Genomic DNA, 26,454 nt, shown 5'->3' on the forward strand with positions numbered 1-26,454 from the left:
GGGCTCAGGCTCAGGCTCAGGCTCAGGAGAGGGTGACCGGCGGGGGCAGCGGGTGGCAGCCGTCCCAGGACGCCACCTGCCCGGGCGGGCAGGAGACCGGGCGCGGCGGCAGGGTCGGGGCCGGGCGGGGCGGCACCGTCCACTGGCCCGGGTCGGCGCCGTCGTCGGGGTCGGCGGGCGGCTTGGGGGCCGTCGGAGGTGCCTTGGGGGGTGCGGGCGCGGGCGGCGCGGGTGGGGCGGCGGGCGCGGGTGCGACAGGGGGCGCGGGAACGGCCGGGGCGGCGGGCGCGGGCGGCGCGGCGGGAGCGGACTTCGACGGTGCGGCCGGGCGCGGCGAGGCCGGTGTCGCGGGCCGGGTGGCCGGTCGTTCGGCCGTCGGGGCGACGGAGGGGACGGTGGACGGGTCAGCGGACGGGGCAGTGGACGGGGCGATCGGGGCGGCCGCCGGCTCGGGGGCGGCCGCGGGGACGGAAGGGGTCTCCGGGGCGGGTGGCACCGAAGGAGTCGGGTCGGCGGTCGGGTCGGCGGTCGGCGAGGCGGCTCGGGACGGCGAACCCGTCGGAGCCGGATCGGCGGAGTCGGACCCGCTCATCGCCCAGCCCCCCGCGCCGACCAGCGCGGCGGCGCACAGGCCCACCGCCACACCGACGGCGACCCGTCGCCGCCGCACCGCGCCGTCCCCGGCCGCCCGGTCCTGCGTCCGCAACTCGTCCTGCACCGCACCCGCCCACTCTGTTCGATCCTTGTTCGGAATGCGCGGATGTTAGCAGTGCGTGTGCGTCAGTCCTGCGAGCGCGGGGTGGCAGTGACACCGGGTCGGCCCTCCTCGACGCGGCGGAGGGCACCCTCCCGCCGCAGGCCCGGCGCGAGCAGCGCGGTGACGGCCAACGACGCGGCGGCGGTCCCCGCCATCGCGGTGGTGACCGAGGTCAGTTCGGCGAACGCCCCCGCCGCCGCCGCGCCGACCCCCTGCATCGCCAGCATGCCGGAACCGTGCAGGCCGAGCGCCTGCCCGCTCAGCTCGGGCGGCGTCAGCGCGACCAGCCGTTCCTGGAGCAGCAGCCCCGCCCCGTACCCGACGGTGGCCACCGCGACCAGCGCCGTCGCAGCCGGCAGGCCCGGCTCCAGCGCGAACCCCAGGTACGGCGCGGCCAGCAGGACGCACAGCGGCACGGCCAGCGGCTCCCGCCGGTGCGCCGGCAGCACCCGGCCGACGAGGACGTCCCCGACCAGCATGCCCAGCGCCCCGACCGCGAACAGCAGGCCCGCGGCGTCCGGCCGGTACGGCACGTAGAGCGCCTCCACACCCACGACCAGGCCGTTCGGCACCCACAGCGCGAGGTACACGCACCGGCGCGGAGCGGAGGACCACAGCCGCGCGTTGGCCCGCCACGTCGCGGCGACGGACGGCCGCCCGGCGGCCCGGGGCGGGCGCCGACGCAGCCCTGCGCGCGCCGCACCGGCGGACAGCAGGTGCAGGGCGGCGGCCGTGAGCAGCACGCCGGACGGCGTGAGGGCCGCCACCAGCGCGCCGCCGGTCGCGAAGCCGCCGATCTGGACCGGACCGGACGCCAGGCCCAGCGCGGAGCGGCCCAGCAGGTAGCCGTCCCGGCTGAGCAGTTCGTGCAGCAGCCCGTAGCGCACCCCGCCGCCCGCCGCGCCCGCCACCCCGAGGGCGAGCAGCACCGGGAACAGCGCCCAGGACGGCAGACCGGGTACCGCCTGGACGGCCGTGCCGAGGGCCAGCAGCACCCCGAGGCCGGTCAGCGCGGCGCGCGGCGGGAGCCGGTCGGCGGCCGACAGGACCGTTGTCGCGCCCAGCAGTTGGGCGAACGCCGGACCGAACATGGCCAGCGCCGCCAGCAACGGCGAGTCCGTCCGCCGGAACACCAGCACGCCGAGCGCGAGTCCGGCGACGGTCTGAGCCGCCGTCTGCGCGGCGGAGAACAGGAACAGCGCGGTGAACTCGCGCTCGCGGAACAACTCCCGGTAGGTGCGCATGCCGCGGAGTCTTTCCGGCGGGGGCGGCGACGCGTCAGCTTTTCGCCGACGCGCGAAAGCCGACGTACGGAAGCCCACGCGCGAAGGCCCAGACGCGAAAGCCCACGCGCGAAAGCCCACGCGCGAAAGCCCACGCGCGAAAGCCGGATTCCGGAGTACGGGGTGATGCGGACAGAACGGTGGGACGTCGATGCCGCTCCGTGGGCGGTGATCGAGCCGCTGCCGCCCGCGGATCGGCGAAGTCCGTGCAGGTGACGGTCGGACACACGGGTGGTGCGAGGATGCCGGAGTGGAAGGCCAGGACGAGCTTGCGATGCTGCTCGATTCACTCGCCGTCGGCCGGCGCGTCTGTGCCGGCTACGGTCCGGCAGCGAATGTGCCCATCGCCGATCGCGTGTTCGCGCTGGCCGAGCAGGCCCGTCACGACCGGCCGGTCGAGCACGGCACGGGACCGACCTCCGCGGCGGAGGTCGCCGCGGTGCTCGACCCGGTGAACCGTTGGGAGGCGATCGAGATGATGGCCGACATGGCGGCCGTCGATCTCGTCTGCTCCGCCCGGCTCCAGGACAAGGACGGCGCGCACCGGGCCGCCGTCCGTGTGGCGGAGATCCTCGGCGAAGAGGCCGACCGGGTCACCAACTGGGAGGGCTTCTGGGCCTCCGGCGGCCAGTGGAGTCCCGTGCCTCGCCACGGCATCGACGTCGTCGTCGCCGGCGCGAACGACGAGTTCTTCGCGGTGCTGCTGGCGTTCGGCAACGATTGAGGCTCCACGGAGGTCGCCGGGATCTCCCGACGGGTCCGCAGGCGGCGGGACCGGTCCCGGTGAACGAACGCCGAGGCACAGCGGACGATCGGGAGGCGACGGGCATGGGCTGGTGGCGGGTGGACGCGGACACTCTCGCGGGGAGCCGGTTCGTGGTGTCCCCGCTGGCCGAGACGGTCGCCGCGCTGAAGACCCTGCACGGGGGCGCGGGCGCCCACCCCGGCGAGCGGCGGTGGCTGGCGGCCGCGCTCCCCCGGTACCGGGAGCGGCTGGCCGCCGACCCGGTCGCCGCCGCGCTGGTCCGGACTGCGCTGGGTCCGCGCTGGAACGCGACCTTCCTCACGCCGACACCGGGGGCGGCGGCACCGATGCCGGACGGGGCGGCGCTGTTCGCCCGGGAACTGGCGGACGTCCGGGCGACGCCCCCGGATGTCGTCCGGGCCGACCTGGCCGAGACCCTGGGCGCCGCCGACGAATCGGCCCTGCCGTCGCCGCTGCTGGGGCACGAGGACCTCGCCGGGCGCGCGGCCGAGCTGCTGTCCTGGGTGTGGACGGAGACCGTCGAACCGGACTGGGCGCGCCGGCGGCGGATCATCGAGGCCGACATCCTGGCGCGCACCGCCCGCCTCGGCACCGGCGGCTGGGCGGAGGCGCTGGGCGACCTGCGGCCGGGGATGCGCTGGCTCGGCGGCGACGGCCTGCGGACCGGCGCCGGACCCGCCGCCGAATCGCACGAACTCACCGCCGCGGAGCTGCTGTTCGTGCCGGTCACGCCGGGTCGGAGCTGGCTCTGCTGGGACATGCCGGCGGTGGACGGGCGGCGTGTGCGGCCCGGGCGCCGGTACGCGGTGGTGTACCCGTGCTCGGGCGTGCTGGTGGACGAGGACCGCCGTCCGGTGCCGGAGGCGCTGGCCGCGTTGCTGGGGCGGGGCCGGGCCGAGCTGCTCGCCCTCCTGGACCCGCCGAAGACCACCAGTCAGCTGGTCGCCCTGACCGGCCTCCCGCTCGGGTCCGTCGGCCGCCATCTGCGCATCCTGCGCGAGGCCGGGCTCGCGCTGCGCCGCCGGGCGGGCCGCTCGGTGCTGTACCACCGCACGGCGGCTGGCCAGGTGCTGCTGGACGCGGCGCCGCCCGGGGCTCAGGCTCCCGGCTCGGCCGGTTCAGCCGGTTCGGTCGGTTCAGTAGGTTCAGCCCATTCCTGAGGGTCGTCCGACCGCGTTTCAGCCGCAGCGGTCGGCGCGACCGGGGGCGGGGTGAGGGCACCGACGACGGCTCCGACCACCGTGGCGGCCAGGGCACAGAGGAACGCCTGGTCGGAGGCCTGCGACCAGGCCGACAGCCCGTGCGCCGCCCACCGCAGGTAGGGCAGCAGTGCCAACACCGCGACGACCGCCCCACCCACCGTCAGGGGGAGCAGCCGGCTTCCCGCCCGGTCGGGGCCGTGCCGGAGGGCCCAGAGTATCGGGAGCAGCGGCACCGTCACCACGCCCGCCACCAGCACCCCGGGTATCCGCCACAGCAGTTCTCCGCCGCAGAGCCAGGCCGCCTGCCACACCCAGTACAGGCAGAGCCCCTGACGGAGCAACAGGAACCACAGCTCCCAGGGCCGCCCGGCCGGGACGGTGGTGCGCAGCAGCCACACCGCCGCGACCGCCAGTACGCCGGCGAACCCGGCGGCCACCGCCACCGGTAGCCCGAGGGGCCAGTGCCGGGGCGGCTCGGAGACGGGCAGGTCCACGAGAACGGGGTAGTCCTGAAGCTTCCACACCCCGTCCGGTGTACCGCGCACCAGCCCGAAGTTCGGGTAGTTCACGATCACCGCCCAGCCCTCGGGCGCGGTGACCACGAGCACCTGGGCGGGGTAGGCGGCGGGTCGGGCGGACGGGGCCTGCGTATCGGCGCCCGGTGATTCGCCCGGTACCGCAGCCGGCGGTGATTCGCCCGGTGTCGCAACCGGTGCAGCCGAGAACATCCGGCGCCGGCTCGCACCGGGGTCGAAGGCGGTGTACCAGCTCCGTCCGCCGTCCTCACTGGCCTCGATCGGGGAGGCGTCGTCGCGGACCCGGAAGCAGAGCAGGCGCACCGGTGCCGTGCACCGACCGTCCCCGACGAAGCCGTGGGCCTGCGTGGCGCCGGCATCGGAGCCCTGCGGCACCGGGGTCCAGCTCGCACCGCCGTCCCGCGTCGTCCACCAGCTCTCGTAGGTTTGGAGCATCGTCCGGGATCCCTTGCTCCACAACGACTCGTCCCGGCCGTCGGAGGGCTCCATTCGCGACGTGGCCACCATCGCGAGGACAGCCAACGGCACCCCCAGCGCAGCCGCCGCCGGCCGCCACGACCGTCCTGCGGCACGCGACCTCCCGACGGCCTGCGAGCGCTTCCACAGCCACCAGGAGACCCCCAGCGCCGGGAGCGCCACCAGGTCGCTCCGGTCGCCCTGGATCCGGCTCGGCACCCCGCTCCACGACCACACCGCCGAAGCGACCTCGCCGCCCCACGGCCCGGACTTCGCGAAGGCGAACATCGCGCCCGTCGCCGCCAGCCCCGCGATCGCGGGCCGGTCCCCGTGCAACCGCAGGCCCGGTACCAGCGACAGCACCGGGGTCAGCACCAGTGCCAGGACCACCGGTGACACCAGCATCCACGCCAGGTCGCTGACCTTGCCGGTCAGCGCGCCCGGCCACAGCCGTTTCCCCACGTGGTCGTTGAACAGCAGTACCGCCACCGCGGCCAGCGTCCCCGGATGTCCCGCCCAGCGGACGATCGCCCGCACGGCTCCCCGCTCCCCCGCCCCTCGCATGCCCCGCAGCCTCCCCCGGCAGGCACCCGCGTACGCCAGGGGCGGGTAACGGTTCGCGCTCGACGGGCGCCGCCGGCGGGCGGGCGGACCGCGTCAGAGCACGGCGAGCCGGTCCACCAGCAGCTCCACCCTGGGCCCGGTGTGCTCCGGCGGCAGCCGCCCCGCGCGGGTCAGGGTGGCCAGCCCGTGCAGGGCGGCCCAGAACGTCTCGGTGAACAGTGCCGGGTGGACCCCCTCCCCGGCCACCTCGGCGAGGCTCTCCAGCAGGGCGGCGAAGGCGTCCTTCAGCGGCGCGGGGGTGTCCTCGCGGGCGAAGGCCAGGCCGCCGTCGAGCTGGAACATGGCGTCGTAGACCGCCGGGTTGTGTTCCGCGAAGTCGAGGTAGGCGCGGGCCAGGGCGACGACCCGGGCGCGGGGGCCGTCCGCGGCCGCGGTGGCGGCCCGCAGCACCGCGGCCATCTCGGCGGCGCCCTCCAGGGCGACGGCGCCGATGATCTCGCGCTTGCCGCGGAAGTGGCTGTAGAGGACGGGCTGGCTGTACTCGATGCGCTCGGCGAGCCGGCGGGTGGTGACCGCTTCCCAGCCCTGCTGCTCGGCGAGTTCGCGGGCCGTGGCCACGATGAGGCGGGCGCGGTCCGCCCGTTCGCGCTGCTTGCGTTCCTGTAGGGACATGACCAGATTCTAGCACCGCTAGACAATCGAGCGGCAGTAGGTCTAGCGTTGCATCAACAGCTAGCAGCGCTAGATCCCAGGAGGGGTCATCATGCTCAACGCACTTGAGGTCTTCACCACCGTGGTCGTCGGAGTGATGGTGGGCGTGGAGTTCTGCGTCGCCTTCGTCGTCAACCGGATCCTCGGCGCACTGCCCGAGGACGCCGGTCAGCTCGGCCGCGCCCACGGCGGCCGGATGCTCGGCGCCCTGATGCCGGTCTGGTACATCACCTCGGTCGCGCTGAGCGCGGTCTGGGCCGTCGCCGGTCGGCACAACCCCGGCGCGGGCCTGGTCGTCGTCGCCGCCGGCCTGCTGATCCTGAGTGTGCTGATGTCGGTCCTGCTGCTCGTCCCGATCAACAACCGGAGCAAGACGTGGACGCCCGAGAACCGGCCCGCGGACTGGAAGGAGCAGCAGAACCGCTGGGACCGCTACCACTACGCCCGGGTCGCCGTCATCGTCGCCGCCTTCGCCCTGCTGGCCTCGGCCCTCGCCTGAGGCTGCGGGCGACGGCAGCGCCAACGGCGCAGGCGCAGGCAGCAGCGCAGGACCCTCCTACGCCTCCTCGGCGGCGCGGCGGGCCGCCTTGACCCGGGCGGCCAGCTCGTCGGCGGGGAGGCGGCGCAGGGTGGTGCCGTGGCGGGCGGCCAGCTCGTCGGCCGGCTCCGGGGAGGACTCGACGACGTCCAGCACCAGCAGGCAGTGGCCGTCCTCCACCTCCTCGCTCAGGACGATCAGGCCGGCACCGCCCGCTTCGTCGCGCCAGGTCTCGGCCGCGTTGCCGAGCGCGGTTCCCGCCACCCAGCCCAGAAGGACACCGATCGGGCCGCCGAGCAGCCCGGCGAGTCCGCCCGCCACCCCGGCGCCGACCGTCGTCGCGCCCGCACCGCGGACCTGGCTGGCCGGGAAGTCCAGGGTGCCGTCCGCCTCGCGCTCGACGATCGCGGACTGGCGCAGACCGGGCAGGTGCGCGGCCTCGTCGAAGGCGGCACGGCAGGCGGCACCGTCGGTGAAGTCGAGCAGCAGGACGTGGTGGTTCTCGCTCATGGTCGCGACGGCTCCTCGCTCGGGGGTGGGGCGCCGGGGGCGGCCGGAGGCACTCGCCGGGGGTGACCAGCGGGAACGACCGCCGGGGACACCCGTCGAGGAAACCAGCCGGGACGCCCCGGGACCAGTCCAGCATGGTCCGGGGCGGGGCCGCCCGCCACCGTCCGTGGACCCACCGGGCCCGATCCGGCCCACCGTGGGCCGTGGGGGCGCCGGGGGTCGGTCGACGGGGTCAGTCGGCGGGGAGGGTGCGGCGCACGGTCCCCTTGCTGTCCGCCAGCAGGTAGCCGCCGTTGTGGTACTCGTCGGACAGATAGACCCGGATGGCCGCATAGCCGTCGGACCACCAGTCGATCAGCAGGTAACGGCTGGTCGGGTTCTTGACGTTGAGAGTCTCGTCGGCCTTCTTCAGCAGGGCCGGGACGACGTCCCAGTCGTACTGCGCCAGGTCGACCGGCTTGTCCTTGCCCATTGACCCGCCGACGCGCTTGGCGACATTGCCGTTGCGGTAGTCGTACCAGTCGTAGCCGCGGCCGTCGGCCGTGGGGACCTGGGCGCTCGCGTACTCCGGGTAGACCGCGAGCTGCTTGACCTTGGTGCTGCCGCTCTGTGCGGTGATCGCGGCGACGACGGTGCGGACGCCGTCCGGGGTGAGCAGGTCCTTGGCGGGCGCGGTGGTCTTCGGTGCGCTCGGCGAGGGCTTCGCCGTGGGGGCGGCGGAGGCGGTCGTGTCCGGGCCGGTGGGCGCGGCGGTTCCGGTCGAGGCCGGGGGGCCGCCCGGGTCGGCGGGCGCGTTCGTCCCCTTGGGGGCGGAGCCCGCTCCGGTGTTGCCGCCGGTGCTGCTCGAACCGTCCGGCCGGAGGTTCCAGACCAGCACACTCGTGAGGGCCACGCCCGCGACGGCGAGGGTGACGGTGGCGCCGGTGCGGCGGCGGCGGGCGGGCGGCGGGGGCACGGTGGGTCCGGTGGCGCCCAGGTACTGGGTCCCGGTGCTGCCGAAGTGCCCTCCGTCGGTGGCGGGTTCGCTCGCGTAGGCGGGGTTCGGGGTGGGGTAACCGGTCTGCGGGGTGCCGAAAGCGGGGTTCGGGGTGCCGTAGGCAGGGTCGGGCGTCCCGTAGGAAGGATTCGGCGCACCGAAAGCGGGGTTCGGCGTACCGAAGGCCGCCGTGGGATCCGGGCCGACCGGCGGGCGGGCCGAGTCCAGGAAGGTGGGCTGCCAGGACGGCTGCCCCGCCCCGCCGGGGCCGGCGCCCGCCTCGGCGGCGGCGAGGGCCTGGTCGAGCTGCGCGGCGTCGGGCCGCACCGCCGGGTTTCGGGCCAGCACGGCGGCCAGCACCGGCCCCAGCGCACCGGAACGGGTCGGCGGCGGCAGCGGCTCGTCCAGGACGGCCGCGAGGGTGGCCAGTGTGGTGCCGCGGCGCAGCGGGTGGTGGCCCTCGACGGCGACGTACAGCAGCATGCCGAGCGACCACAGGTCGGAGGACGGGTTGCCCTCCTCGCCGCGTATCCGCTCCGGGGCGATGTACTCGGGCGAGCCGATCAGCGCGCCGGTGGCGGTGAGTGCGGTGTTGGCGTCCTGCATCGCGGCGATGCCGAAGTCCGTGAGGACGGGCGTGCCGTCGGCGCGCAGCAGCACGTTGCCGGGCTTGACGTCGCGGTGCTGGATGCCGGCCGCGTGGGCGGCGCGCAGCGCGGAGAGCACCCCTCGGCCGATCCGGGCGGCCTCCGGGACGGTGAGCGGGCCGCGGGCGATCCGGTCGGCGAGGCTGCCGCCGCTCACCAACTCCATGACCAGCCAGGGGTGGGGGTGGTCGGGGGTGTCGACGATGTGGTGGATCACCGCGACGTGCGGGTGCTGGAGGCGGGCGAGCGCGCGGGCCTCGCGCAGGACCCGCTCGCGCAGCTCGTGGGCGGCCTCGGGGTTGGCCGCGGCCATCGCCGGGTCCGGCGGGCGGACCTCCTTGAGTGCGACCTCGCGGTGCAGCATGGTGTCCCGGGCGCGCCAGACCAGGCCCATGCCGCCGCCACCGAGGCGTTCCAGCAGTTCGAAGCGGTTGTCGATGAGCCGTGTCTCCGGCCCCCCAGTGTTCATGGCCGCCATCGTAGGGGCCGCCGACCACAGCGGGCCGACCGGCCGGGGCGGCCGAACGGTCCGTGGACGCCCGGTCCTTGCCCACTCCGGGCCCGGGCCGGGAGCGCGGTGGTGAACACGGAGGTGAACACGGCCGGCCAGGAGGACGGGGGCTGGGCCCGGAGGGCACGGGCGCGGTGGTGATTGCACCCGCCCGAGCGAGCCGGAGCAGCCTTCCGGGTGGCCGTGGGCGCGCACGGTCGGCTGCCGCCGGATCGGCTCGTTGTGCCCGGTATGCCTGCACACCTCGGAAGGGTCAGCTGGACCGCGCTCTCCCTTCTGATCCTCGTCCTCCCGGCGATGGCCGCCGGGACCGACCACCCTCCGCCGCCGGAGCGGCACGCCGGACCGCCGCCGCTGAACGCCCCGCGCGGCTGGGTGGTCACGGTGAACGCCGCGAATGTGCGGCGCGAGCATTCGGTCGACGCCGCGGTGCTGGGCCTCGCCCACTGCGGGGAGCGGGTGGAGATCGTGGACACCTGGATCTCCCCGCTCGGGACGCGCTGGAGCCGGGTCGTCGTGGTGCGCAGCGGGCTGACGGGCTGGGTGCTCTGGTCGCTGCTGGGCCACCCTGCCCCGCTGGGGCACCCCGCCGCGGTGTGTCCGACTCCCCCGCCGGGCGAGGAACGGTGAGCGGTGCTCGGGGCGACCGGCGGCAAGGGGGCGAACCCCGGGATCCGGGGCGGGGGCGGAGACGGGAACGGGGTCCGGGACGGGATCGGAGTCGGGGACGACGGGGTCGGGCGCGCGGGGCGCGGGCGGCGGACGGACGCGGGTGCGCCGCGCCGCCGTGCTCCCGGCCCTCCGGGGCGGACCGGCGGCGGGCGTTCCGCACCGGACTCGGGCGGGTAGGGGCCGCCGGGAACGCCCGGCGCGGCCAGGCAGGCACCGTGGACGGACGGAGGCGACCCGAATGGACGTGGGCGGAGGCGGAGCCGAAGGCCCGGCCGGAGGCGACGGCCCGGTGGCCGGGGTCCTCCGACCGCCCCTCGGCCCCGGGCGGCGGCCGGAGGGCGCCCCCTGAGGCCGGTCCGGTCCTCCCTCCCCCCGCCCCGTTGATCCCCCTCGCCCAAGGAGACCTCCAGGTGCACCGTTCGTCCCGTCCCCTGCCGCCGACCGGGGTTCCCGGCGCGGACCCGTCCGTCGCCGACCTGCCCGCCACCTCCGTTCCCGTACCCGCCCCCGTTCCCGTCCCGGTCGCCGCCGCGCTCGTCACCGACACGCTCGGCCGGGTGCTGCTGCTGCGTCGCCCGGACGGCCGCTGGGAACTGCCGTCCGCCGCCGTGCGCCCGGGCGAGGACCCGGCGCGGGGCGCCGTCCGGGCGCTGGCCGAGAGTTGCGGGGTGGCCGGGCCGGCGGGGCATCCGGTCGGGGTGTTCGAGGACGCCACGGAACCGGCGCTGCGGCACGTGTACGCGCTGTCGGCGCCCGCGCCCGGCGCGCTGGACCGGCTCGCCCTCCCCCGGCACAGCACCCATGCCTGGTTCTTCACGGACAACCTGCCGGGCGTCACCCCCGAGACGGTGCGGTTCCTGCGCGCCCACGGCCCCGCGCGGCCGCATCTGCCGCGCCCCCAGTGGCTGGCCACCACCCCGCGCTCGTGGCTGTGCACGGCCGCCGTGGTGACCGCCCCGGACGGGCGGCTGCTGATGGTCAAGCCCCGGGTCCGGGAACCGGACCGGCGGCCGCGGGCCGGGGCGGGGGCCTGGAACTTCCCCGGCGGTGTGCTCGACTCCCACGAGGACTCGCCGACCGGGGCGGCCCGCGAACTGCGCGAGGAGACCGGGCTCGACCGGCCGGCCGGGCCGCTGCTGGCGGTGTTCTGGCGGCACCCCGAGCCGGGGGCGGACCACCCGATCGTCCAGTTCTTCCACGACTTCGGCACGGCCGACCCCGAGACCGTCCGGCTCGGCTGCCCCGACGGGGAGATCACCGACTGGGCGTGGTTCCACCCCGACGGCGGGGAGTTGGACGCCGCGGCCGGCGCCGACCGCGCGGACCGGGCCCGGCAGGCCCTGGCCGCCCGCGCCTCCGGCCGCGCCGTCGCCGGCACCCTGCCCGGCCCGGAGCCGGCGGACCCGGAGCCGAGGACGAGCCCGGAGCCGGCCACGAGCCGGGAGCCCACCGCCGACTGAGCCGGGCGATTCGTCCGAGCCGACCGTCCCACCGCCCCCGGGAGTCGGCAGGACCCGCCGACCCACCCTCCGGCCGGGCACGGCGGCGGCGTGCCCGAGCGGGCAGTCGCCGGGGCAACCCGGGACCGGCCTGTCGTACACGTGCCAAAAGCCGCCAACTCCCCTCCGGAACAGGGCATTTGGATACGCCACCTGCACAGTTCCGACCCCGCCCGGCACCGGGGGCGCTGCCCGTCCGGACGCATCGTCCGCGGCAGGCTCAGATTTCGCTCAAGGGGCCACCGGGCGGTCCCGGGGCGCCCCTATGGTCTCCGTCGACGGAGGCGGCCGCACTCCACGGACGCCGTCGGCACGCTCCCCGGCGCCCGTCCGTGCCGGTGTTCCTCGGCGTGCCCGCCCTTCGTCCGCCCGCTTCCCCGTTCCGGAGAGGACCACCGCCCCATGCGCACCGGCCACCTCAAGTCCGTCGGCGTCTTCGCCGCCGCAGGGTCACTGCTCGCCTTCGCCCCCGCGACCGCCACCGCCGCGACCGCCCGAACTCCCCAGCACTGCACCGTCAGTGTCGAGGGCGGCGACATGCGCTGCTTCGACACCTACCGGCAGGCCATCGCAGCCGCCACCGGCGGTCTCGTCACCGACGCCCCGCTGGACGTCGAGGCCGCGATGGCCGACCCGTCGTTCGCCGACCGGATCGACCGGGCGGGCGAGACGGTCGGCTCCCGGGGCGGGGACGCACGGCCCGGGGCCGCGGCCGCCGCTGCCGCCGTCGTGCTGTCCACCGAGTACGAGCACGGCAACTTCGGCGGCGCCAGCCTGAGCGTCACGGGCCCCTCCGCCTGCGGCAGCGCCCGCTGGCAGCTGGCCCTGGGCGCCGACTGGAACGACCGGATCAGCTCCTACAAGACCTTCAACAACTGCCAGGTCCGGCACTGGGAGCACACCGACTTCAGCGGTGCCAACACCGGCTACCAGGTCGGCGACCAGGACTGGATCGGCGACCTCAACGACCGGGCCAGCGCGATCGACTTCACCTACGGCGAGTCGCCCACCACCGCCCAGTTGCTGAAGGACTGCGGCAAGGCCACCGAGAGCTGCGACTTCCGGCCGACCGGGAACGCGAGCTACTCGTACGGCGGCGCCCACGAGGTGGCCCGCGGTTACAACTGCTCATCCGTCGCGCAGACCAGGAAGATGACCTGGACCGAGCAGACCAGCGGCGAGAACAGCGTCTCGACCGAGATCTCGGTGACGGCCGGCTTCGACTTCCTGGAGAAGTTCGAGGTCACCTTCAAGGCCAGCTACGGCCACAAGTGGGCCTGGGCGGACACCTTCGCCGAGGAGACCACGCTCCAGGTGCCGGCCGGGCAGGTCGGCTGGGTCGACCGCAACACCCACCTCCAGTCCGCCGCCGGCACCTACGAGCTGCACTACAAGTCGAAGCACTGGGGCCACTACGTCTGGTACGTCAAGAACTTCTCGGGCACCGGACCGGTCCCGCAGGAGGCCGGCGTGGTCACCTGGAACACCCGCAAGATGACCACCGCCGAGAAGAACGCCCAGTGCAAGGGCCGCACCGCCTTCGTCGTGGCCGAACCCGGCAGCGAGGGTGCGGCCGCTGCGGCCGGCGCGGCCACCGCCCGATCGGCCGCCACCGTCTCCAGCGGCAGCTGACCCGGGGCCGCCCCGACGCCTTCCCGTCCGGACGCCCCGGTCGGCGCGCACCAAGCGCGCCGGCCGGGGCGTCCGGCGCGAGCGCGGCACATCGGGACCGCGCCGGGGCCCCGCGGACCGGACCTGCGGGCGGGGCGGCTCAGGAGTCGATGCGGCCGAGGCTGCGGGTCATCCGCTCGACGATGTCGGTGGGCGGCCAGGGGAAGCCGGGGAGGTCGGCGCGGAGGGTGACCTGGCCGTGCAGGGCCGTCCAGATGCCCACCGCGTCGGCGAAGGGGTCGGTGCTGGACGAGCGGCCCGCGGCCACGCAGGCTTCGAGGTTGTCGACGAGGAGCTGGAACGCGTCCAGGCCCTGCCGGCTGCCGGGCGTCTCGGCGGCCGGGGCTTCCGGCCGGGGATGGGCCCGGACGAAGAGGACGCGGTAGCGCGCGGGTTCGCGGACACCGAAGTCCACGTAGGCGGCGCAGCCCGCGAGCAGCGAATCGACCGGGTCCTCGTGCGCCGCGACGGCGGTGGTGATCGCCCGGTGGAGCTGGGCGACCGCCTCGAGGACGACCGCTTCGACGATCGCGTCCCGGTCGGGGAAGTGCGCGTAGATCGAGGGAGCTGCGATGCCGACCTCGCGGGCGACGGAGCGCAGGGTGACGGCCTGGTCGGAGCCGGTGCGCACGATCAGGGCGGTGGCCGCGCGGACGATCTCCTCCCGCAGGAGCAGGCCCTGCCCGCGCCGGTTCCGCGGCCGGGGGGAGGCGTCCTCGCCCTGGTCTGCGCCTTGGCCTGCGCCCTGGTCGGCGCCCTGGTCGGCGGGATCGCCGGCGGGGTGGTCGGTAGCTGCGGGGGCCTTCGTCATGGTCGCAACTTTACAGGTGTTAGCCGATCGCTGTAGCGTCCCGCCCAGCAAGCTAACACTCGTAAGCTTACGAGCATGAGGACATGGGGAGATCATGCGCAACGAGGACCTGCCCGACCCCGAGTCGGGCCACCCGCGCCGAAAGCCCGCCCTGGCGGCGCTCTGCCTGGCCCTGGTCGTCACCACCATCGACAACACCGTGCTCAACACGGCCCTGCCCGCGCTCGCCGAGGCACTGCCCGCCTCCACCGCCGACCTTCAGTGGATCAACAACGCCTACACCCTGGCGTTCGCCGCGATGCTGATCACCGCCGGCAGCCTCGGCTCCCGGTTCGGGCACCGCCGCACCCTGACCGGGGGCCTGGTGGTGCTGGCCCTGGCCTCCTCGGCCGCCGCCCTGTCCGACTCGACCGGGCAACTCGTCGCGTTCCGCGCGCTGATGGGCCTGGGCGCCGCGTTCGTCATGCCCGCCACCCTCTCGATCATCGTGGCGCTGTTCGGCCCCCGGGAGCGCGGCGCGGCGATAGCCGTCTGGTCCGCGACCGCCGGGATCGGCATCGTGGTCGGCCCGGTCACCGGCGGGCTGCTGCTCGACCACTTCGCCTGGGGCAGCACCTTCTGGATCAATGTGCCGCTGGTCGCCCTCGCCCTCGTCTCCGTCCTGCTGCTCGTCCCGCCCCTGCCGGGCCGCCGGACCGGGCGGCTCGACCTCCCCGGCCTGCTGCTCTCGGCCGCCGGGCTGGCCGCGCTGGTGGACGCCGTCGTCCAAGGCCCGGAACGCGGCTGGCTGACGGCCACCACCCTGGCCGAGGCCGCCGCCGCAGCCGTCCTGCTGACCGCCTTCACCCTCTGGGAGCTGCGCGCCGCCCACCCGATGGTCGACGTCCGCCTGTTCGCCGACCGGACGTTCAGCACCGCCGGCGGCATCCTCGGCATCACCTTCTTCGCGCTGTTCGGCATGCTCTTCGGCTTTACCCAGTACCTCCAACTCGTCCATGGCTACAGCCCGTTCAAGGCCGGGCTCGGCGCGCTGCCGTTCGCGCTCTCGATGGCGGCCACCGCCGGCACCAGCGACCGCACATCCGCCCGCCTCGGCCCCTGGAACACCGTCGCGACCGGACTCGCCGTCATGGCCACCGGACTCGGCGTCCTCTCCCTGATCACCGTCACCACCCCGTACGCCGTGCTCGCCCTCGCCATGGGGGTGGTGGGCGCGGGAATGGGCCTGGTCATGGCGCCGGCCAGCACGCTGACCGTGGCCGCCGTACCGCTCGAGAAGTCGCCCATGGCGAGCTCGGTGAACAGCGTGGTGCGCGAACTGGGCGGGGCCCTGGGCATCGCGGTGGTCGGTACCGTCGTCTCCGCCTCCTACCGGTCGCAGCTGGCCGACGCCCTGCCGGACGTGCCCGCCCCGGCCGGCGCGGACCTGCCCTCCGCGCACCTGGTCGCCGCCGCACTACCCCCCGGGCCGGCCGACCGGCTGGTCTCCGCCGCCAACGAAGCCTTCACCACCGCGTTCGACCACGGCACGCAACTCTGCGCCCTGGTGGCCGTGCTGGGCGTTGCGGCGGCCCTCGTTCGACGCCGCCGGCAGCAGCCGGCCGCGCCGAGCCGGGGCGCGGCTCCCGACCCGGCACCCGGGCGGCAGGACTCGCCCGCCCGGGAGAAGGCAGCCACGCCCTCGCCCGGCCGATAGCTCCACCACGAACGTCGAAGGCAGTCGTCCCACAGGTCGTCATGCCGGTGGCCTACCCCCCGCTCCCGGGCCGCCATGCCCGGTCCACTCGAAAGTGTGCTCCATGAGTAACGCACCCGAGGGCGGGTAGCGTCACCGGCCGTGGAGGACTCCCTGCCGATCCGACCGATCCTGCCGGTCCGACGGCCCGTCGACCCGGCGACCGCCGCGGCCGCCCCGGGCCGGGACGATCCGGTCTGGTACGCCGCCTACGGTTCGAACATGCACACCGAGCGGCTCTCCTGCTACCTGGGCGGCGGGCGGCCGGCCGACGGTGCCCGGGAGTACCCCGGCTGCCGGGACGGCCGGCCGCCGCTGCGGTCGGTGCCCGTTCGACTGCCCGGAAGACTCTACTTCGCCCTGGAGTCGCGGGTCTGGGGCGGCGGCATGGCGTTCTACGACCCGTACGGACCCGGCACCGCGCCCGCCCGCGCCCATCTGCTGACAGCAGGGCAGTTCAGCGACATCGCCGCCCAGGAGATGGGCGGCGGGCCGGGCACCGACCTCGACCTGGGAACCGTGCTGCGGACCGGCCGCGACCGGCAGGGGGCGGGCCGTTACCGGACCCTGGTCTGCCTCGGCACCCTGGACGGCCTCCCGGTGCTGACCTTCACCGCCCCGTGGGCGCTCGCCGAGGCCGAACTCAACGCCCCGCGGGCCCGCTACCTGCGTACCATCGCCGCCGGACTGACCGACGCGCACGGCTGGTCCGCACGCCGGGCGGCCGTCTATCTGGCCACCCGGCCGGGCGCGGCCGGCCACTGGACCGTCGAGTCCCTGCACGCCGCGCTCGCCCCGCACAGCGGAGGATCCGCCTCCGCGACGGGTTCCGGCCGCCGTTGACATGACCATCCGTCATCATCGGCTGTGTATCCGCCAATTCGGTGGGCAAACGGCAGTTCGATGACGGATGATCGGCACGCGGGCCGCTCCGACCGGGTGGTACCGAGCGAATGAACGGGGGCAGGGACGACATGGAGGCGATGCGGGTCTTCGCACTGGTGGCGGCGACGGTCACCACCGGGCTGACCGCCGGACTGTTCTACACCTACGCCTGCTCGGTGACGCCGGGGCTCGGCAGCACCGGGGACTTCATGGTCGCCCAGGTGATGCAGCGGCTCAATGTGGCGATCCTCAACGGGTGGTTCCTGGTGGGATTCGTCGGGGCGCTGGTGTTCACGAGCGTGGCCGTGGTGCTGCACCTGCCGAGCGACGGCCGCCGGGTGCTGCCCGCCGCGGTCGGCGCGCTGGTCTGCTACACCGCTTCCCTGGTGGTGACCAGGATGGTGAACCTCCCGCTCAACCAGGCGCTGGCGCAGCAGGCCGGAGAGCTCGGCCGGGCGCGGGAGTTGAGCCTGACCGCGCAGCTGGGCCGGACCGGGCAGCCGACGCGGATGTGCGGGCCGTTCCGCGCCAGGTGGGTGCGGTGGAACGCGGCGCGGGCGCTGCTGTCCACGGCGGCCCTGGGCTTCCTCTGCTGGGCGCTGGTGCTGCACTGCCACATGCGGCCGAGCTGAGAGCCGGGCCGGTGCGGCTGCCGCACCGCACCGGCACCGGCCGCCGCTCGTTCGACCGGCTGCCGCTCGTCCAACCGGCCGCTGCTGGTTCAACCGGCCGCCAGCACCACCGTGGTCGGGACCGCGGCGGACCGCGCCGCCGCCGAGGACGGCTCGGCCGGGCCGTCGTCCACCGCCTCACCCGGCACGCCGTCCGTCACGCCGCCCGCCTCGGCGGACGCCGCCAGCCGGCGGTGCTCCTGCGGGGTCAGCCCGCGCACCCGCTTGAACGCGGTGCTCAGCGCGAACGCGTCGCCGTACCCGACCCGGCGGGCCACCGCCGCGACGGTCAGCCCCGGGTCGCGCAGCAGGTCCGCCGCCACCGCGAGCCGCCAGTTCGCCAGGTACGCCATCGGCGGCTCGCCGACCAGCGCGGTGAACCGCCGGGCCAGCCCCGCCCGGGAGACCCCGACCTCGGTGGCGAGCGCCGCCACCGTCCACGGCCGGGCCGGATCGTCGTGCAGCAGCCGCAGCGCCGGACCCACCACCTCGTCCGCCTGGGCGCGCAGCCAGCCGGGCGCCGCACCGTCCGGGGCGGCGAGCCAGCTCCGCAGCACCCCGACCACCAGCAGGTCCAGCAGCCGGTCCAGCACCACCTCCTGGCCCGGCTCGGCCCGGGTGACCTCGGTGGCGAGCAGCCGGACCAGGGTGTCCTCGGTGGTGTCCACCCCGGCGGGCCGCACCAGCAGGGTGGGCAGGTGGCCCAGCAGCCGGCGGCCGATCTCGTGCTCCGCCAGGTAGGTGCCGGACAGCATGACCGAGGGGCGTTCGTCGTCCGGCCGGGTCTCGCCCCAGGTCCGCACGCCCAGCGCCATCGAGGTGGCGACGCTGGCGCCGTCCCGGGAGCAGATCTGCCCGGGGCCGATCAGGATGTCCGGCTCGCTCCGCGGGTCGTCGGCGACCGTGTAGGACTCCGGCCCGCGCAGCAGGGCGAGGTCCCCCGGCCGCACCAGGACCGGATCCGCCCCGTCGGGCATGATCCAGGCCGCGCCGTCCAGCATGGTGACCAGCGACAGCGGCGCGCGGTCCTCGATCCGCAGGGCCCAGGGCGTGCTGAGGACGGAGCGCAGCACGAACGCGCCACGGGCCTTGGGGCCGTCGAGCAGCCCGGTCAGGGTGTCCATGAGGGGACAGCCTAGACGCGGCGGTGACACGGGCGCCGGTGACGTCGGCCGGGCCGGGCGCGGGTGACGGTCGGTCAGCGGTCGGCGGGCGGTCAGCGGTCCCCCGACCGACGCGCCCGCGGCAGGTGGTCCGACGGCGCGCAGGCCCACCAGCGACCGGCCCCCGGTCAACGGGCCGCCGGGCGGCGGTGCAGCAGCAGCGCGCGGGTGAGGGCGACGGCGGCGGCCGTGCAGAGCACCGTGCGGGCGATGTTGGACGTCGTCCAGGTCGGCTCGAAGGCGGCGCGCACGGCGGCGAGGTCGGTGACGGCGGCGGGGTCGCCGGCCGCGGCGAGCCGGTCGTTGAGCGGGACGTTGACGGCGGAGGTGAGCACGAGGGCGGCGAGGTAGAGCAGGGTCGCCACCGCCGTCCACAGGGTGGCGGCACGCTGCCCGGAACGGTGCAGCAGCCAGGTGCCGACGGCCGGCAGGGCTAGGGCACCGGCGAAGACGGCCCCGAAGACCGGGTTGAGGATGGAGGCGTTGATGTGCTGCATCGCGGTCACGAAGGTGCGGTCGTCGCCGGCGGCGAGGCCGGGCATGACGGCGACGTCGAAGGCGAGGAAGAGGCCGGCCATCAGGCCGGTCGCGGTGGTGGCGGCGGCCAGCACCGGGCCGACGGCGCGGGAGGCGGTGGTGGTCGCGGCGGCGAGGTCACGGACGGGGGCGGCGCCGAGGGCGGCGGACATGGCGGGCTCCGGAGGCTGTCGAAGGGGGCGGCGTGGCGAGGGAGGCGGGGTGGCGAGGGAGGCGAGGGGCGGGACGGGCGGGCGGTCCGGGGATCGCGGCACGGCGGGGGGGGCCCCCGGCCCGCCCCCGGGGGGGGGGCCAGGGGGGGGGGGGGGGGGGGGCGGTTCCCCGGGCGGCCGAGCGCGCGCCGGACGCCGTCCGCCAGATGGGCGTTGCGGCCGTCCAGGACCATCGAGAACAGGTCGGCGAACTCGCCGGGCAGGCCGACGGTGGCCAGCACCGCGCGGTACTCCTCCAGGGAGACCGCCGTGAACCGGATCTCGCGCCCGGTCGCCGCCGACAGTTCGGCGGCCACGTCCGCGAAGGAGAGCAGGCGCGGGCCGGTCAGCTCGTACACCTCGCCGTCGTGGCCGTCCTCGGTGAGCGCCGCCGCGGCGACGTCCGCGATGTCGTCGACGTCGACGAACGGCTCCACGGCGATCCCGGTCGGCAGCGCCAGTTCACCCGCGAGCACCGGGTCCAGGAAGAAGCTCTCGGAGAAGTTCTGGTCGAACCAGGCGCAGCGGACCACGGTCCAGCCGGTGCCGACCTCGGCGACCGCCGCCTCGGCGGCCTGCGCCGCCTCCTCGCCGCGCCCCGAGAGCAGGACCAGGCGGCCGACGCCGGCCTTGGCGGCCCGCCGGGCGAAGGCGCCGACGGTCTCCACGGCGCCGGGGAAGGCCAGGTCGGGGTAGTAGGCGAGGTAGGCGGCGTCCACACCCTCCAGTGCGGCGTCCCAGGTGGTGTCGTCCGCCCAGTCGAACGGAATCGGTGCGGTGCGGGAGCCGATCCGGGCGGTGCGGCCGAGGGCGGTGAGGCGCTCGGCGACCCGTCGGCCGGTCTTGCCGGTCCCGCCGGTGACCAGGACGGTCCGGACGGAGGCGGGGGTTTCGGTGGCGGCGGGCTGCTGGCTGCTCTTCGTGTTCTCGTTCATGGGCATCAGTCAACTCCGCGCGCCACCGCGTCGACATGGTCCTCGCGCTCAGCCGCATGTGTGCGCGTCTACGGCACCGCGAGGGCACCCGGGCGGGACCGCCGCGGCCGGGCACGGCGGTCCGAGCCGTGCGGCGCCGCAGCGGTCCGACCCGTGCGGCTACGGCGTCCCGAGCGGCGGGCGGACGGCCGTCACCACGGTGGCGTCGAGGTCCTCGTCGTAGCCGAGGGCGGCGGTGAGCCCGGCCGCCGCGACCACGCCGAGGGCCGCCTCGGCCTGCTGGTCGCTGGTCTCGAACAGCAGCGCACCGCCCGGGGCCAGCCAGTGCGGGGCGTCGGCGGCGACCCGGCGCAGCACGTCGAGGCCGTCGGCGCCGCCGTCCAGGGCCGGCCGGGCCTCGTGCACCCGGGCCTCGGCCGGGAGGAACTCGATGTCGGCGGTGGGCACGTAGGGGACGTTGGCGAGCAGGACGTCCACCCGGCCGCGCAGGCCGGTCGGCAGGGCGTCGAAGAGGTCGCCCTCGAACACCTCGGCGCCGGGGGCGGCGGACCGGGCCAGGTTGCGGCGGGCGCAGCGCACGGCGGCCGGGTCGAGGTCGGCCGCGCACAGCCGCACGGGGTGGCCGGCCTCGGCGGCGAGCGCCGCGCCGAGGGCGCCGCTGCCGCAGCACAGGTCGACGACCTGCGCGTGCTCGTGCGTGAGTGCGGCGGCGGTGCGGACCAGGAACTCGCTGCGCCGGCGGGGTACGAACACCCCGGGGTCGACGGCGATCCGCAGACCGGCGAACTCGGCCCAGCCGACGACGTGTTCGAGCGGGCGGCCGGCGGCGCGGCCGCGGACCATGGCGGCCAGCCGGGCGGGGGTGTCGGCGGCGGAGAGCAGGATGCGTGCCTCGTCCTCGGCGAAGACGCAGCCGGCGGCACGCAGCCTTGCGGTCACGGAGGAGCGGAGCGAGGCGGACGGGTGGACAGGCAAGGGAACCCCTCGGAGCACAGGTGGAGGACATCGTCCGACCCGGGGCTCTCCGCGCACATCTCGCCGGACGGCGGACGCTCCCACGCGGTACGGCCGGCTTCAGGGCCGGGCGTGCACCTGCGTGAGGGCGCCGTGGTCACGGCCGGGGAGCACCCGATCCGGCACAGCGGTCATGGGTTCTCACCTCCCCGTTCTTCGCGTTTCCTCTGCGGCGTCCGTCACCTTACCGCAACGGGTCCGACCCCGGGGTGCGGTCCGCCGACGGGCGGCGGCGCGCGCACCCCGGGGCGTCCGGGCTCCGGGGGCTCGGGGTCTCCGGGGTCCGGGGGCCCGGCGGTCAGATGCCGTCGGCGAAGTTCCGGAACGCCGCCCGGGTGCCGTCGCCCGCGATGCCGTCGATGGCGCCGGTGTACCCCCAGCCGCCGTCCTTCAGCAGCCGCTGCAGTGCCTTGACGGTCTCGGTGCCGGGGATGCCGTCGATCGCGCCGGGGTAGCCCCAGAACTCCTTGAGGTTGCGCTGGAACGCCTTCCAGCTCTCGGGGCCGAGCTGCCCGTCGACGGCGCCGTTGTAACCCCAGTTCTGCTTCAGCCAGTTCTGCACGTTCTTGGCCTGCGCGGAGCTGAGCCCGAAGTTCTGGACCGCGCGCACGGCCGGGGCGGCCGCGGCGGAGGTGGTGGCCGCCGTGGCGGTGGTGGCCGCGCCCGCGGCGGCCACGCCGCCGACGGCGATGCCGAGGGCCAGGCCGAGGGCGACGAGCGGCCCGGTCTTCGTGGTGGATCGCATGTGGTGCTCCCCTTCGAGCGGTGGGACGGCCGACGCCCGGTCGCGCCGTCGGACGCGCACGGGCACACATGCCGTAAGCGACGGATCAGTCACCGACAGTGTCGATCCGACACTAACCATCGCCGCCCCGCGGGGTCGAGCGGATATCCGGCCACCCGGCAACGGGCGACACGCGGCCCCGACGGCCTCCGCCGCCCGCCGCACACCCCCGGAGGCCCGGCCGCCGAAGGATCCCGGCCTTCGCCCCGGGATGGCCGGTTCGCACCCGGAGCACCACCGGCGCGCGAACGGGGCGCGCGCCCTTCGTGGTACACCGATCCGATGACGACCTCCCGAGCACCCGGCGCCGTGCTCTGCGACATCGACGGTGTGATCCGGTTCTTCGACCACCGCGAGGTGGACCGCCTGGAGGCGGCCGCCGGACTGGCCGCGGGCACGACCTTCGGGCTGGCGTTCGCCGAGGAGCTGGGGCGGCGGCTGGTGCGCGGGGAGTTGAGCCGGCCGGAGTGGACGGCGGAGATCGCCGGGGCGCTGGCACCCGGTCTGCCGGACGGGCGGGCGGAGGCGCTGGCGGCCGCGTTCACCGGCGCCCCGGTGCGCGCCGACGGCGAGGTGGTGGAGTTGCTGCGGCGGGCGAAGCGGCGGGTGCCGGTGCTGCTGGTGACCAACGCGACGCTCTGGCTGGAGGAGGACCTGGCCGCGCTCGGGCTGGCCGATCTGGCGGAGGGTGTCGTCAACAGCGCCCGGGTCGGGGCGGCCAAGCCGGATCCGGCGATCTACCGGGTCGCGGCGGAGCGGGCCGGGGTCACCGAACGGCAGTGCCTGTTCGTGGACGACAGCGCGACCAACGTGGCGGCGGCCGGGCGGCTCGGCATGGCGGCCGTGCACTTCCGGGAGCCGGCCGACCTCGCGCGGGCGCTCGCGCCCCTGTGGGGCTGACCGCACACGGCGGCGCCGTCCGCCCCGGCCCTTGCGGGCGGGACGGACGGCGCCGTCGGTGTGCGGCTGTCGGTACGCGACCGACGAAGGTGTGCGACCGTCAGAAACGGCGGCCGGACTCGCGCTCGGCCTTCTCCAGCTGGTCGATCCGGCGCTGGATGGCGTTGGCCTCGGCGCGGGCCTTGGCGGCCTCGGCGTGCGCGCCGTAGTGGTCCAGGGTGGCAGCCTTCTGGCGCAGGTCGGAGACCTGCTGGCGCAGCTGGTTGATGTTCACCGTGATCGAACCGGCCGCCGCGGGCTGGGCGGTGGCGACCTGGGCCACGGTGGCCAGGCCACCGCCGGCCAGGACGGCGGTCAGAACGAGGGCGGGAATGCGTCGGCGCATGGTGCTTCCTTACGGTCGTGCGAGGTTCACTGACGAGACATCATGCGATAACCCGTCAGTAACATCATTACACGATCTTGACCCTCGCCTGCACCCGGCACACCCGCCGACGCTTCCGCGGCAGGACCCGCGACTGGACGGCAACAGGCCCGGCCTCAGCGGGTCGTGGGCGCACCGTCCTCCGGCTGGACGGCGCAGACCGCACTCGCGGTCGGGCCCGCGAAACCGAGGAAGCTGCCGAGCATCTGGCGGCAGACGGCGGCCTCCTTGGCGTTGTGCGGGCCCTCGGCGGCGGCCGGCTGCGCGGTGGCGAGCGGCAGCGCGAGCAGCGGTGCGGCGAACAGCAGGACGGAGCCGACAGCCCGGGCGGCGGACTTGGCGAAGGTCATGGCGAACCCCTTTCGGGTGGAAAATGGGACGAGCCATTGACTACCGGACAGGTCGCCCCGGCCGTCGGACCCTGCGCCGTTGGTGAGCGTGTCCCGGACAACAGGGCGGCCCGCCGCTCACCAGCGACACAGGGTGGCCGGACGGCCTCAGCCCATGGACTTGGCGCCGTCCAGCGACTCGCGCAGGATGTCGGCGTGGCCCGCGTGCTGCGCGGTCTCGGCGATCACGTGGAGCAGCACCCGGCGGGCGGACCAGCGGGCGTCGGCCTCGAACCACGGGGCCTTCGGCAGCGGGTGCGAGGCGTCGAGGTCGGGCAGGACGGCGACCAGCTCGTCCGTGCGGCGGGCCGTCTCGGCGTAGTCGGCGAGCACTCCCTCGAGCGTCTCGCCGGGCAGCAGCTTGAACTCGTCCGTGCGGCGGTCGAAGTCCTCCTGGGTCATGTTCGCGAAGTCGGGCATCGCGGAGGGGCCCTCGAGGATGAAGTCCACCCAGGCGCGCTCACAGTTCGTCACGTGCTTGATGAGACCGCCCAGGCACAGTTCGCCGGCGGTGGTCCGGAGCGCGGCCTGCTCGTCGGTCAGGTCGCGGGTGGTGAAACGCAGGAAGTGGCGCTGCTCGGCGAGCTGGGCCAGCAGGTCGGCGCGCTCGCCGGTGGCCGCGACGGTGGTGGTGGTCGTGGTGCCGTTCATGGTGCTCCGCCTTCGTGGTTGCCGTGGTGCGTCCGGTTGTTCCGTCCGACGTGGACCACAGTAGGAGCCGTGTAGGTCAGGTCATGTCCTAGACGGTCGTCGGAGCGCGTCCGGCCCGCCCCCGGCGCGAGTGCGATCGGGAACGGGCCGGGGACGGGCCGCGGCGGGCGGACGGGCGGCTCAGTCCTCCGCGCAGGAGGCGCCCGGCGAGGCCAGCACCCGCGCCGCGCAGCGGTGCCCGCGCGCCGCCGCCTCGCGCAGACCCGACGTTCCGAGCACGTCCGCCGCTCCCGGCGCGCCCGGCTCCGCACCCGTCAGCCGCGCGTCCAGGAAGGCCGCGAGGAACCCGGCCGCGAAGGCGTCGCCCGCGCCGGTGAGGTCGCGGACCTCCCCCACCGGCGGGACCGGCACGGTGAACGGCGCCTCCCCCGGTACGTCGATCGTGGTCGCCTCCGCCCCCGACTTGGTGATCACCGTGGTGGCCGCCAGCCGGGCCCGCTCCGGGCCCGGCCGCCCGTCGACGAGCAGCCCCAGCCAGGCGGACTCGGAGCGGTTGGCGAACAGCAGGGTCGGCGCCAGTTCCCCGGCGAGGGCCAGGAAGCGCTCGCGTCCGAAGCCCTCCAGCATCCCGGTGGAGGAGGCGTCCAGCGAGGTGGTGCCGCCGGCCGAGCGGACCCGGCGCAGGGCGTCGACGGCCGTCGTGCCGACCGGTTCGCCGTCGAAGGAGTAGGCGGGCACGTGCAGATGGGTCAGGCCGTCCAGCCAGGCGTCCGGGACGGTCTCCAGCAGGGTGGCCGCGCCCCGGTCGGGCAGCATGGTGCGCTCGCCCTCGTCGTCGATCAGCACCACGATGCTGCCGGTCCGGCCCCGGTGCGCGACCCGGACGTCCACGCCGTGGCCGGCCAGTTCGGCGGCCAGGCCGCCGCCGGCCGGGTCGTCGCCGACGCAGCCGAGGAAGCGGACCGGGCACTGGCCGGCGGCGAAGGCCGCGACGTTCGCGGCGCTGCCGCCGCGCTGCCGGAAGACCCGGGCCGCGGAGTCGGTGCCGTGCCGCAGCGGTCCGGCCACCCAGACGACGACGTCCTCCACGAGGTCGCCGAGCACTCCCAGCATCGGTCAGGCCTCGTTCCGGGCGGCGGACAGCGCGGTGGCAATCTCCCCGCCGAGCCGGACGTTGCCCCGGTAGACCTCGATGTTGACCTCCAGGCTGCGGCCCTGGGTGTCGCGCTGGATGAAGTCGAGCAGGAACGGGGTGGAGGCGTTGCCCTTGATGCCCCGGGCGTCGGCCTCGGCCCAGGCGCGGGTCAGCAGGTCGTCGAGCTCGCGCGGCGGGAGCTGCTTGTCCGGGTCGACCGGGTTGGCGATCAGGACGGCCTGCGGCAGGTCGAGTCCGTCGCGGGCCTCGATCACCCGCGCCGCCTCCTCCGGGGTGTCGACCCGGTAGGCGATCTCGTGGCCGGAGTCGGTGATGTAGAAGCCGGGGTAGTGGCGGGTGCGGTAGCCGATGACGGGGATGTTGAGGGTCTCGAAGCGCTCCAGGGTGGCCCGGATGTCGAGGATCGACTTCACGCCGGCGCTGATCACGGTGACCGGGGTGGCGGCCAGGGTGGTCAGGTCGGCGGACTCGTCGAAGCTCTCGGAGGCGCCGAAGTGGACGCCGCCGAGGCCGCCGGTGGAGAAGACCCGGACGCCGGCCCGGTGGGCGAGGAAGGCGGTCGCGGCGACGGTGGTGCCGCCGTGCCGGCCGAGCGCCGCCACCACCGGGAGGTCGCGCAGGCTCGCCTTGTCGAGGCCCTCGGCCGCCGACAGTTCCTCGATCTGCGCCGTGGACAGGCCGACCGTCGGCACGCCCGCGTGGACGCCGATGGTGGCCGGGACGACGCCGGTGGCGCGCAGCCGCTCCTCCGCCTCCAGCGCGACCTCCAGGTTGCGCGGCCGGGGCAGCCCGTGGGTGAAGATCGTCGACTCCAGGGCGACGACGGGGGCGCCGGCGGCGACGGCCTCGGCGACTTCCTGGGAGATGCGGATGGGCAGTCCGGTCATGGCGTGTGCTCCCTGTGAGGCT

Annotated in this window: 26 protein-coding genes and 1 pseudogene; 10 read left to right on the plus strand and 17 right to left on the minus strand. The window is 75.5% G+C overall.

Going from position 1 to position 26,454, the window contains the following annotated elements:
* Nucleotides 1-22 precede the first annotated feature (22 nt).
* Nucleotides 23-718, minus strand: a complete 696-nt coding sequence (locus IF01_RS43725) for a hypothetical protein (protein ID WP_051755109.1) — start codon at nt 716-718, stop codon at nt 23-25.
* Between the two features lie 62 nt (nt 719-780).
* Nucleotides 781-2,001, minus strand: a complete 1,221-nt coding sequence (locus IF01_RS0110165) for an MFS transporter (RefSeq protein WP_030392994.1) — start codon at nt 1,999-2,001, stop codon at nt 781-783.
* Between the two features lie 289 nt (nt 2,002-2,290).
* Here IF01_RS0110165 and IF01_RS41520 point away from each other — a divergent pair, with 289 nt between their 5' ends.
* Together IF01_RS41520 and IF01_RS0110175 are read left to right on the plus strand one after the other, a co-directional pair.
* Complete coding sequence (locus IF01_RS41520) at nt 2,291-2,764, plus strand: hypothetical protein (RefSeq protein ID WP_157855190.1); 474 nt, start codon at nt 2,291-2,293, stop codon at nt 2,762-2,764.
* Nucleotides 2,765-2,868: 104 nt separating this feature from the next.
* A complete protein-coding gene (locus IF01_RS0110175; protein WP_037779520.1) occupies nt 2,869-3,966 on the plus strand; it encodes a winged helix-turn-helix domain-containing protein in 1,098 nt (365 codons plus the stop codon).
* Here IF01_RS0110175 and IF01_RS0110180 read toward each other — a convergent pair.
* Together IF01_RS0110180 and IF01_RS0110185 are read right to left on the minus strand one after the other, a co-directional pair.
* Nucleotides 3,903-5,564, minus strand: a complete 1,662-nt coding sequence (locus tag IF01_RS0110180) for a hypothetical protein (RefSeq protein WP_157855191.1) — start codon at nt 5,562-5,564, stop codon at nt 3,903-3,905. The two genes, IF01_RS0110175 and IF01_RS0110180, sit on opposite strands and share 64 nt — an antisense overlap.
* A gap of 93 nt (nt 5,565-5,657) precedes the next feature.
* A complete protein-coding gene (locus IF01_RS0110185; RefSeq protein ID WP_030392997.1) occupies nt 5,658-6,236 on the minus strand; it encodes a TetR/AcrR family transcriptional regulator in 579 nt (192 codons plus the stop codon).
* 91 nt (nt 6,237-6,327) lie between these two features.
* Here IF01_RS0110185 and IF01_RS0110190 point away from each other — a divergent pair, with 91 nt between their 5' ends.
* Complete coding sequence (locus IF01_RS0110190; RefSeq protein ID WP_030392998.1) at nt 6,328-6,774, plus strand: anthrone oxygenase family protein; 447 nt, start codon at nt 6,328-6,330, stop codon at nt 6,772-6,774.
* 57 nt (nt 6,775-6,831) lie between these two features.
* On the opposite strand, the gene IF01_RS0110195 is transcribed toward IF01_RS0110190, so the two are convergent.
* Together IF01_RS0110195 and IF01_RS0110200 are read right to left on the minus strand one after the other, a co-directional pair.
* Complete coding sequence (locus IF01_RS0110195; protein WP_030392999.1) at nt 6,832-7,323, minus strand: hypothetical protein; 492 nt, start codon at nt 7,321-7,323, stop codon at nt 6,832-6,834.
* 232 nt (nt 7,324-7,555) lie between these two features.
* Entirely contained in the window at nt 7,556-9,415 is a 1,860-nt protein-coding gene (locus tag IF01_RS0110200; RefSeq protein WP_030393000.1) for a serine/threonine protein kinase, read from the minus strand.
* A 273-nt stretch (nt 9,416-9,688) separates the two neighbouring features.
* On the opposite strand from IF01_RS0110200, the gene IF01_RS48925 reads away from it, so the two are divergent.
* The 3 genes from IF01_RS48925 (at nt 9,689) to IF01_RS43735 (ending at nt 13,260) form a co-directional block, all read left to right on the plus strand.
* Nucleotides 9,689-10,087: an SH3 domain-containing protein gene (locus tag IF01_RS48925; protein ID WP_030393001.1), complete on the plus strand. Its 399-nt coding sequence runs from the start codon at nt 9,689-9,691 to the stop codon at nt 10,085-10,087.
* Nucleotides 10,088-10,539: 452 nt separating this feature from the next.
* Entirely contained in the window at nt 10,540-11,589 is a 1,050-nt protein-coding gene (locus IF01_RS48930; RefSeq protein ID WP_051755111.1) for an NUDIX hydrolase, read from the plus strand.
* 441 nt (nt 11,590-12,030) lie between these two features.
* Complete coding sequence (locus IF01_RS43735; protein ID WP_051742725.1) at nt 12,031-13,260, plus strand: hypothetical protein; 1,230 nt, start codon at nt 12,031-12,033, stop codon at nt 13,258-13,260.
* 139 nt (nt 13,261-13,399) lie between these two features.
* On the opposite strand, the gene IF01_RS0110220 is transcribed toward IF01_RS43735, so the two are convergent.
* Nucleotides 13,400-14,110: a TetR/AcrR family transcriptional regulator gene (locus tag IF01_RS0110220; protein ID WP_078879846.1), complete on the minus strand. Its 711-nt coding sequence runs from the start codon at nt 14,108-14,110 to the stop codon at nt 13,400-13,402.
* Nucleotides 14,111-14,204: 94 nt separating this feature from the next.
* On the opposite strand from IF01_RS0110220, the gene IF01_RS0110225 reads away from it, so the two are divergent.
* The 3 genes from IF01_RS0110225 (at nt 14,205) to IF01_RS0110235 (ending at nt 17,362) form a co-directional block, all read left to right on the plus strand.
* Entirely contained in the window at nt 14,205-15,806 is a 1,602-nt protein-coding gene (locus IF01_RS0110225) for an MFS transporter (protein WP_078879847.1), read from the plus strand.
* Nucleotides 15,807-15,947: 141 nt separating this feature from the next.
* On the plus strand, nt 15,948-16,688 hold the full coding sequence (locus IF01_RS0110230; protein ID WP_369826357.1) for a histone deacetylase: 741 nt from the start codon (nt 15,948-15,950) through the stop codon (nt 16,686-16,688).
* A 110-nt stretch (nt 16,689-16,798) separates the two neighbouring features.
* On the plus strand, nt 16,799-17,362 hold the full coding sequence (locus tag IF01_RS0110235; protein WP_030393007.1) for an anthrone oxygenase family protein: 564 nt from the start codon (nt 16,799-16,801) through the stop codon (nt 17,360-17,362).
* Between the two features lie 89 nt (nt 17,363-17,451).
* Here the strand turns inward: IF01_RS0110235 and IF01_RS0110245 are convergent, their stop codons facing one another.
* The 5 genes and pseudogenes from IF01_RS0110245 to IF01_RS0110265 all read right to left on the minus strand — a co-directional run bounded on the left by IF01_RS0110245 (nt 17,452) and on the right by IF01_RS0110265 (nt 21,986).
* Nucleotides 17,452-18,525 (minus strand): AraC family transcriptional regulator, encoded by a 1,074-nt coding sequence (locus IF01_RS0110245; protein ID WP_063764183.1) that lies wholly within the window; start codon nt 18,523-18,525, stop codon nt 17,452-17,454.
* Between the two features lie 167 nt (nt 18,526-18,692).
* Entirely contained in the window at nt 18,693-19,253 is a 561-nt protein-coding gene (locus IF01_RS0110250; protein ID WP_078879848.1) for an anthrone oxygenase family protein, read from the minus strand.
* 173 nt (nt 19,254-19,426) lie between these two features.
* Nucleotides 19,427-20,227 (minus strand): annotated as a pseudogene (locus IF01_RS0110255) (Rossmann-fold NAD(P)-binding domain-containing protein); the annotation flags it as partial.
* 159 nt (nt 20,228-20,386) lie between these two features.
* Nucleotides 20,387-21,202: a putative protein N(5)-glutamine methyltransferase gene (locus IF01_RS0110260; protein ID WP_030393011.1), complete on the minus strand. Its 816-nt coding sequence runs from the start codon at nt 21,200-21,202 to the stop codon at nt 20,387-20,389.
* A gap of 337 nt (nt 21,203-21,539) precedes the next feature.
* Nucleotides 21,540-21,986 (minus strand): peptidoglycan-binding domain-containing protein, encoded by a 447-nt coding sequence (locus IF01_RS0110265; protein ID WP_030393012.1) that lies wholly within the window; start codon nt 21,984-21,986, stop codon nt 21,540-21,542.
* A 321-nt stretch (nt 21,987-22,307) separates the two neighbouring features.
* Between IF01_RS0110265 and IF01_RS0110270 the strand changes: the two genes are divergently transcribed.
* Nucleotides 22,308-22,925, plus strand: a complete 618-nt coding sequence (locus tag IF01_RS0110270) for an HAD-IA family hydrolase (protein ID WP_030393013.1) — start codon at nt 22,308-22,310, stop codon at nt 22,923-22,925.
* A gap of 100 nt (nt 22,926-23,025) precedes the next feature.
* On the opposite strand, the gene IF01_RS0110275 is transcribed toward IF01_RS0110270, so the two are convergent.
* The 5 genes from IF01_RS0110275 to IF01_RS0110295 form a co-directional block, all read right to left on the minus strand.
* Nucleotides 23,026-23,310 carry a hypothetical protein gene (locus IF01_RS0110275; RefSeq protein WP_051742726.1) on the minus strand — a complete coding sequence of 95 codons (285 nt, stop codon included), beginning with the start codon at nt 23,308-23,310 and terminating at the stop codon, nt 23,026-23,028.
* 155 nt (nt 23,311-23,465) lie between these two features.
* Nucleotides 23,466-23,699 carry a hypothetical protein gene (locus tag IF01_RS0110280; protein WP_030393015.1) on the minus strand — a complete coding sequence of 78 codons (234 nt, stop codon included), beginning with the start codon at nt 23,697-23,699 and terminating at the stop codon, nt 23,466-23,468.
* Nucleotides 23,700-23,846: 147 nt separating this feature from the next.
* The gene (locus tag IF01_RS0110285) at nt 23,847-24,389 is read right to left on the minus strand and encodes a DinB family protein (RefSeq protein ID WP_030393016.1); all 543 of its coding nucleotides are present in this window, start codon (nt 24,387-24,389) and stop codon (nt 23,847-23,849) included.
* Nucleotides 24,390-24,569: 180 nt separating this feature from the next.
* On the minus strand, nt 24,570-25,502 hold the full coding sequence (locus IF01_RS0110290; protein WP_030393017.1) for a carbohydrate kinase family protein: 933 nt from the start codon (nt 25,500-25,502) through the stop codon (nt 24,570-24,572).
* 3 nt (nt 25,503-25,505) lie between these two features.
* Entirely contained in the window at nt 25,506-26,432 is a 927-nt protein-coding gene (locus IF01_RS0110295; RefSeq protein WP_030393018.1) for a pseudouridine-5'-phosphate glycosidase, read from the minus strand.
* Between the last annotated feature and the right edge of the window lie 22 nt (nt 26,433-26,454).

It is taken from the genome of Kitasatospora purpeofusca (assembly GCF_000718025.1).
GTDB lineage: Bacteria > Actinomycetota > Actinomycetes > Streptomycetales > Streptomycetaceae > Kitasatospora > Kitasatospora purpeofusca.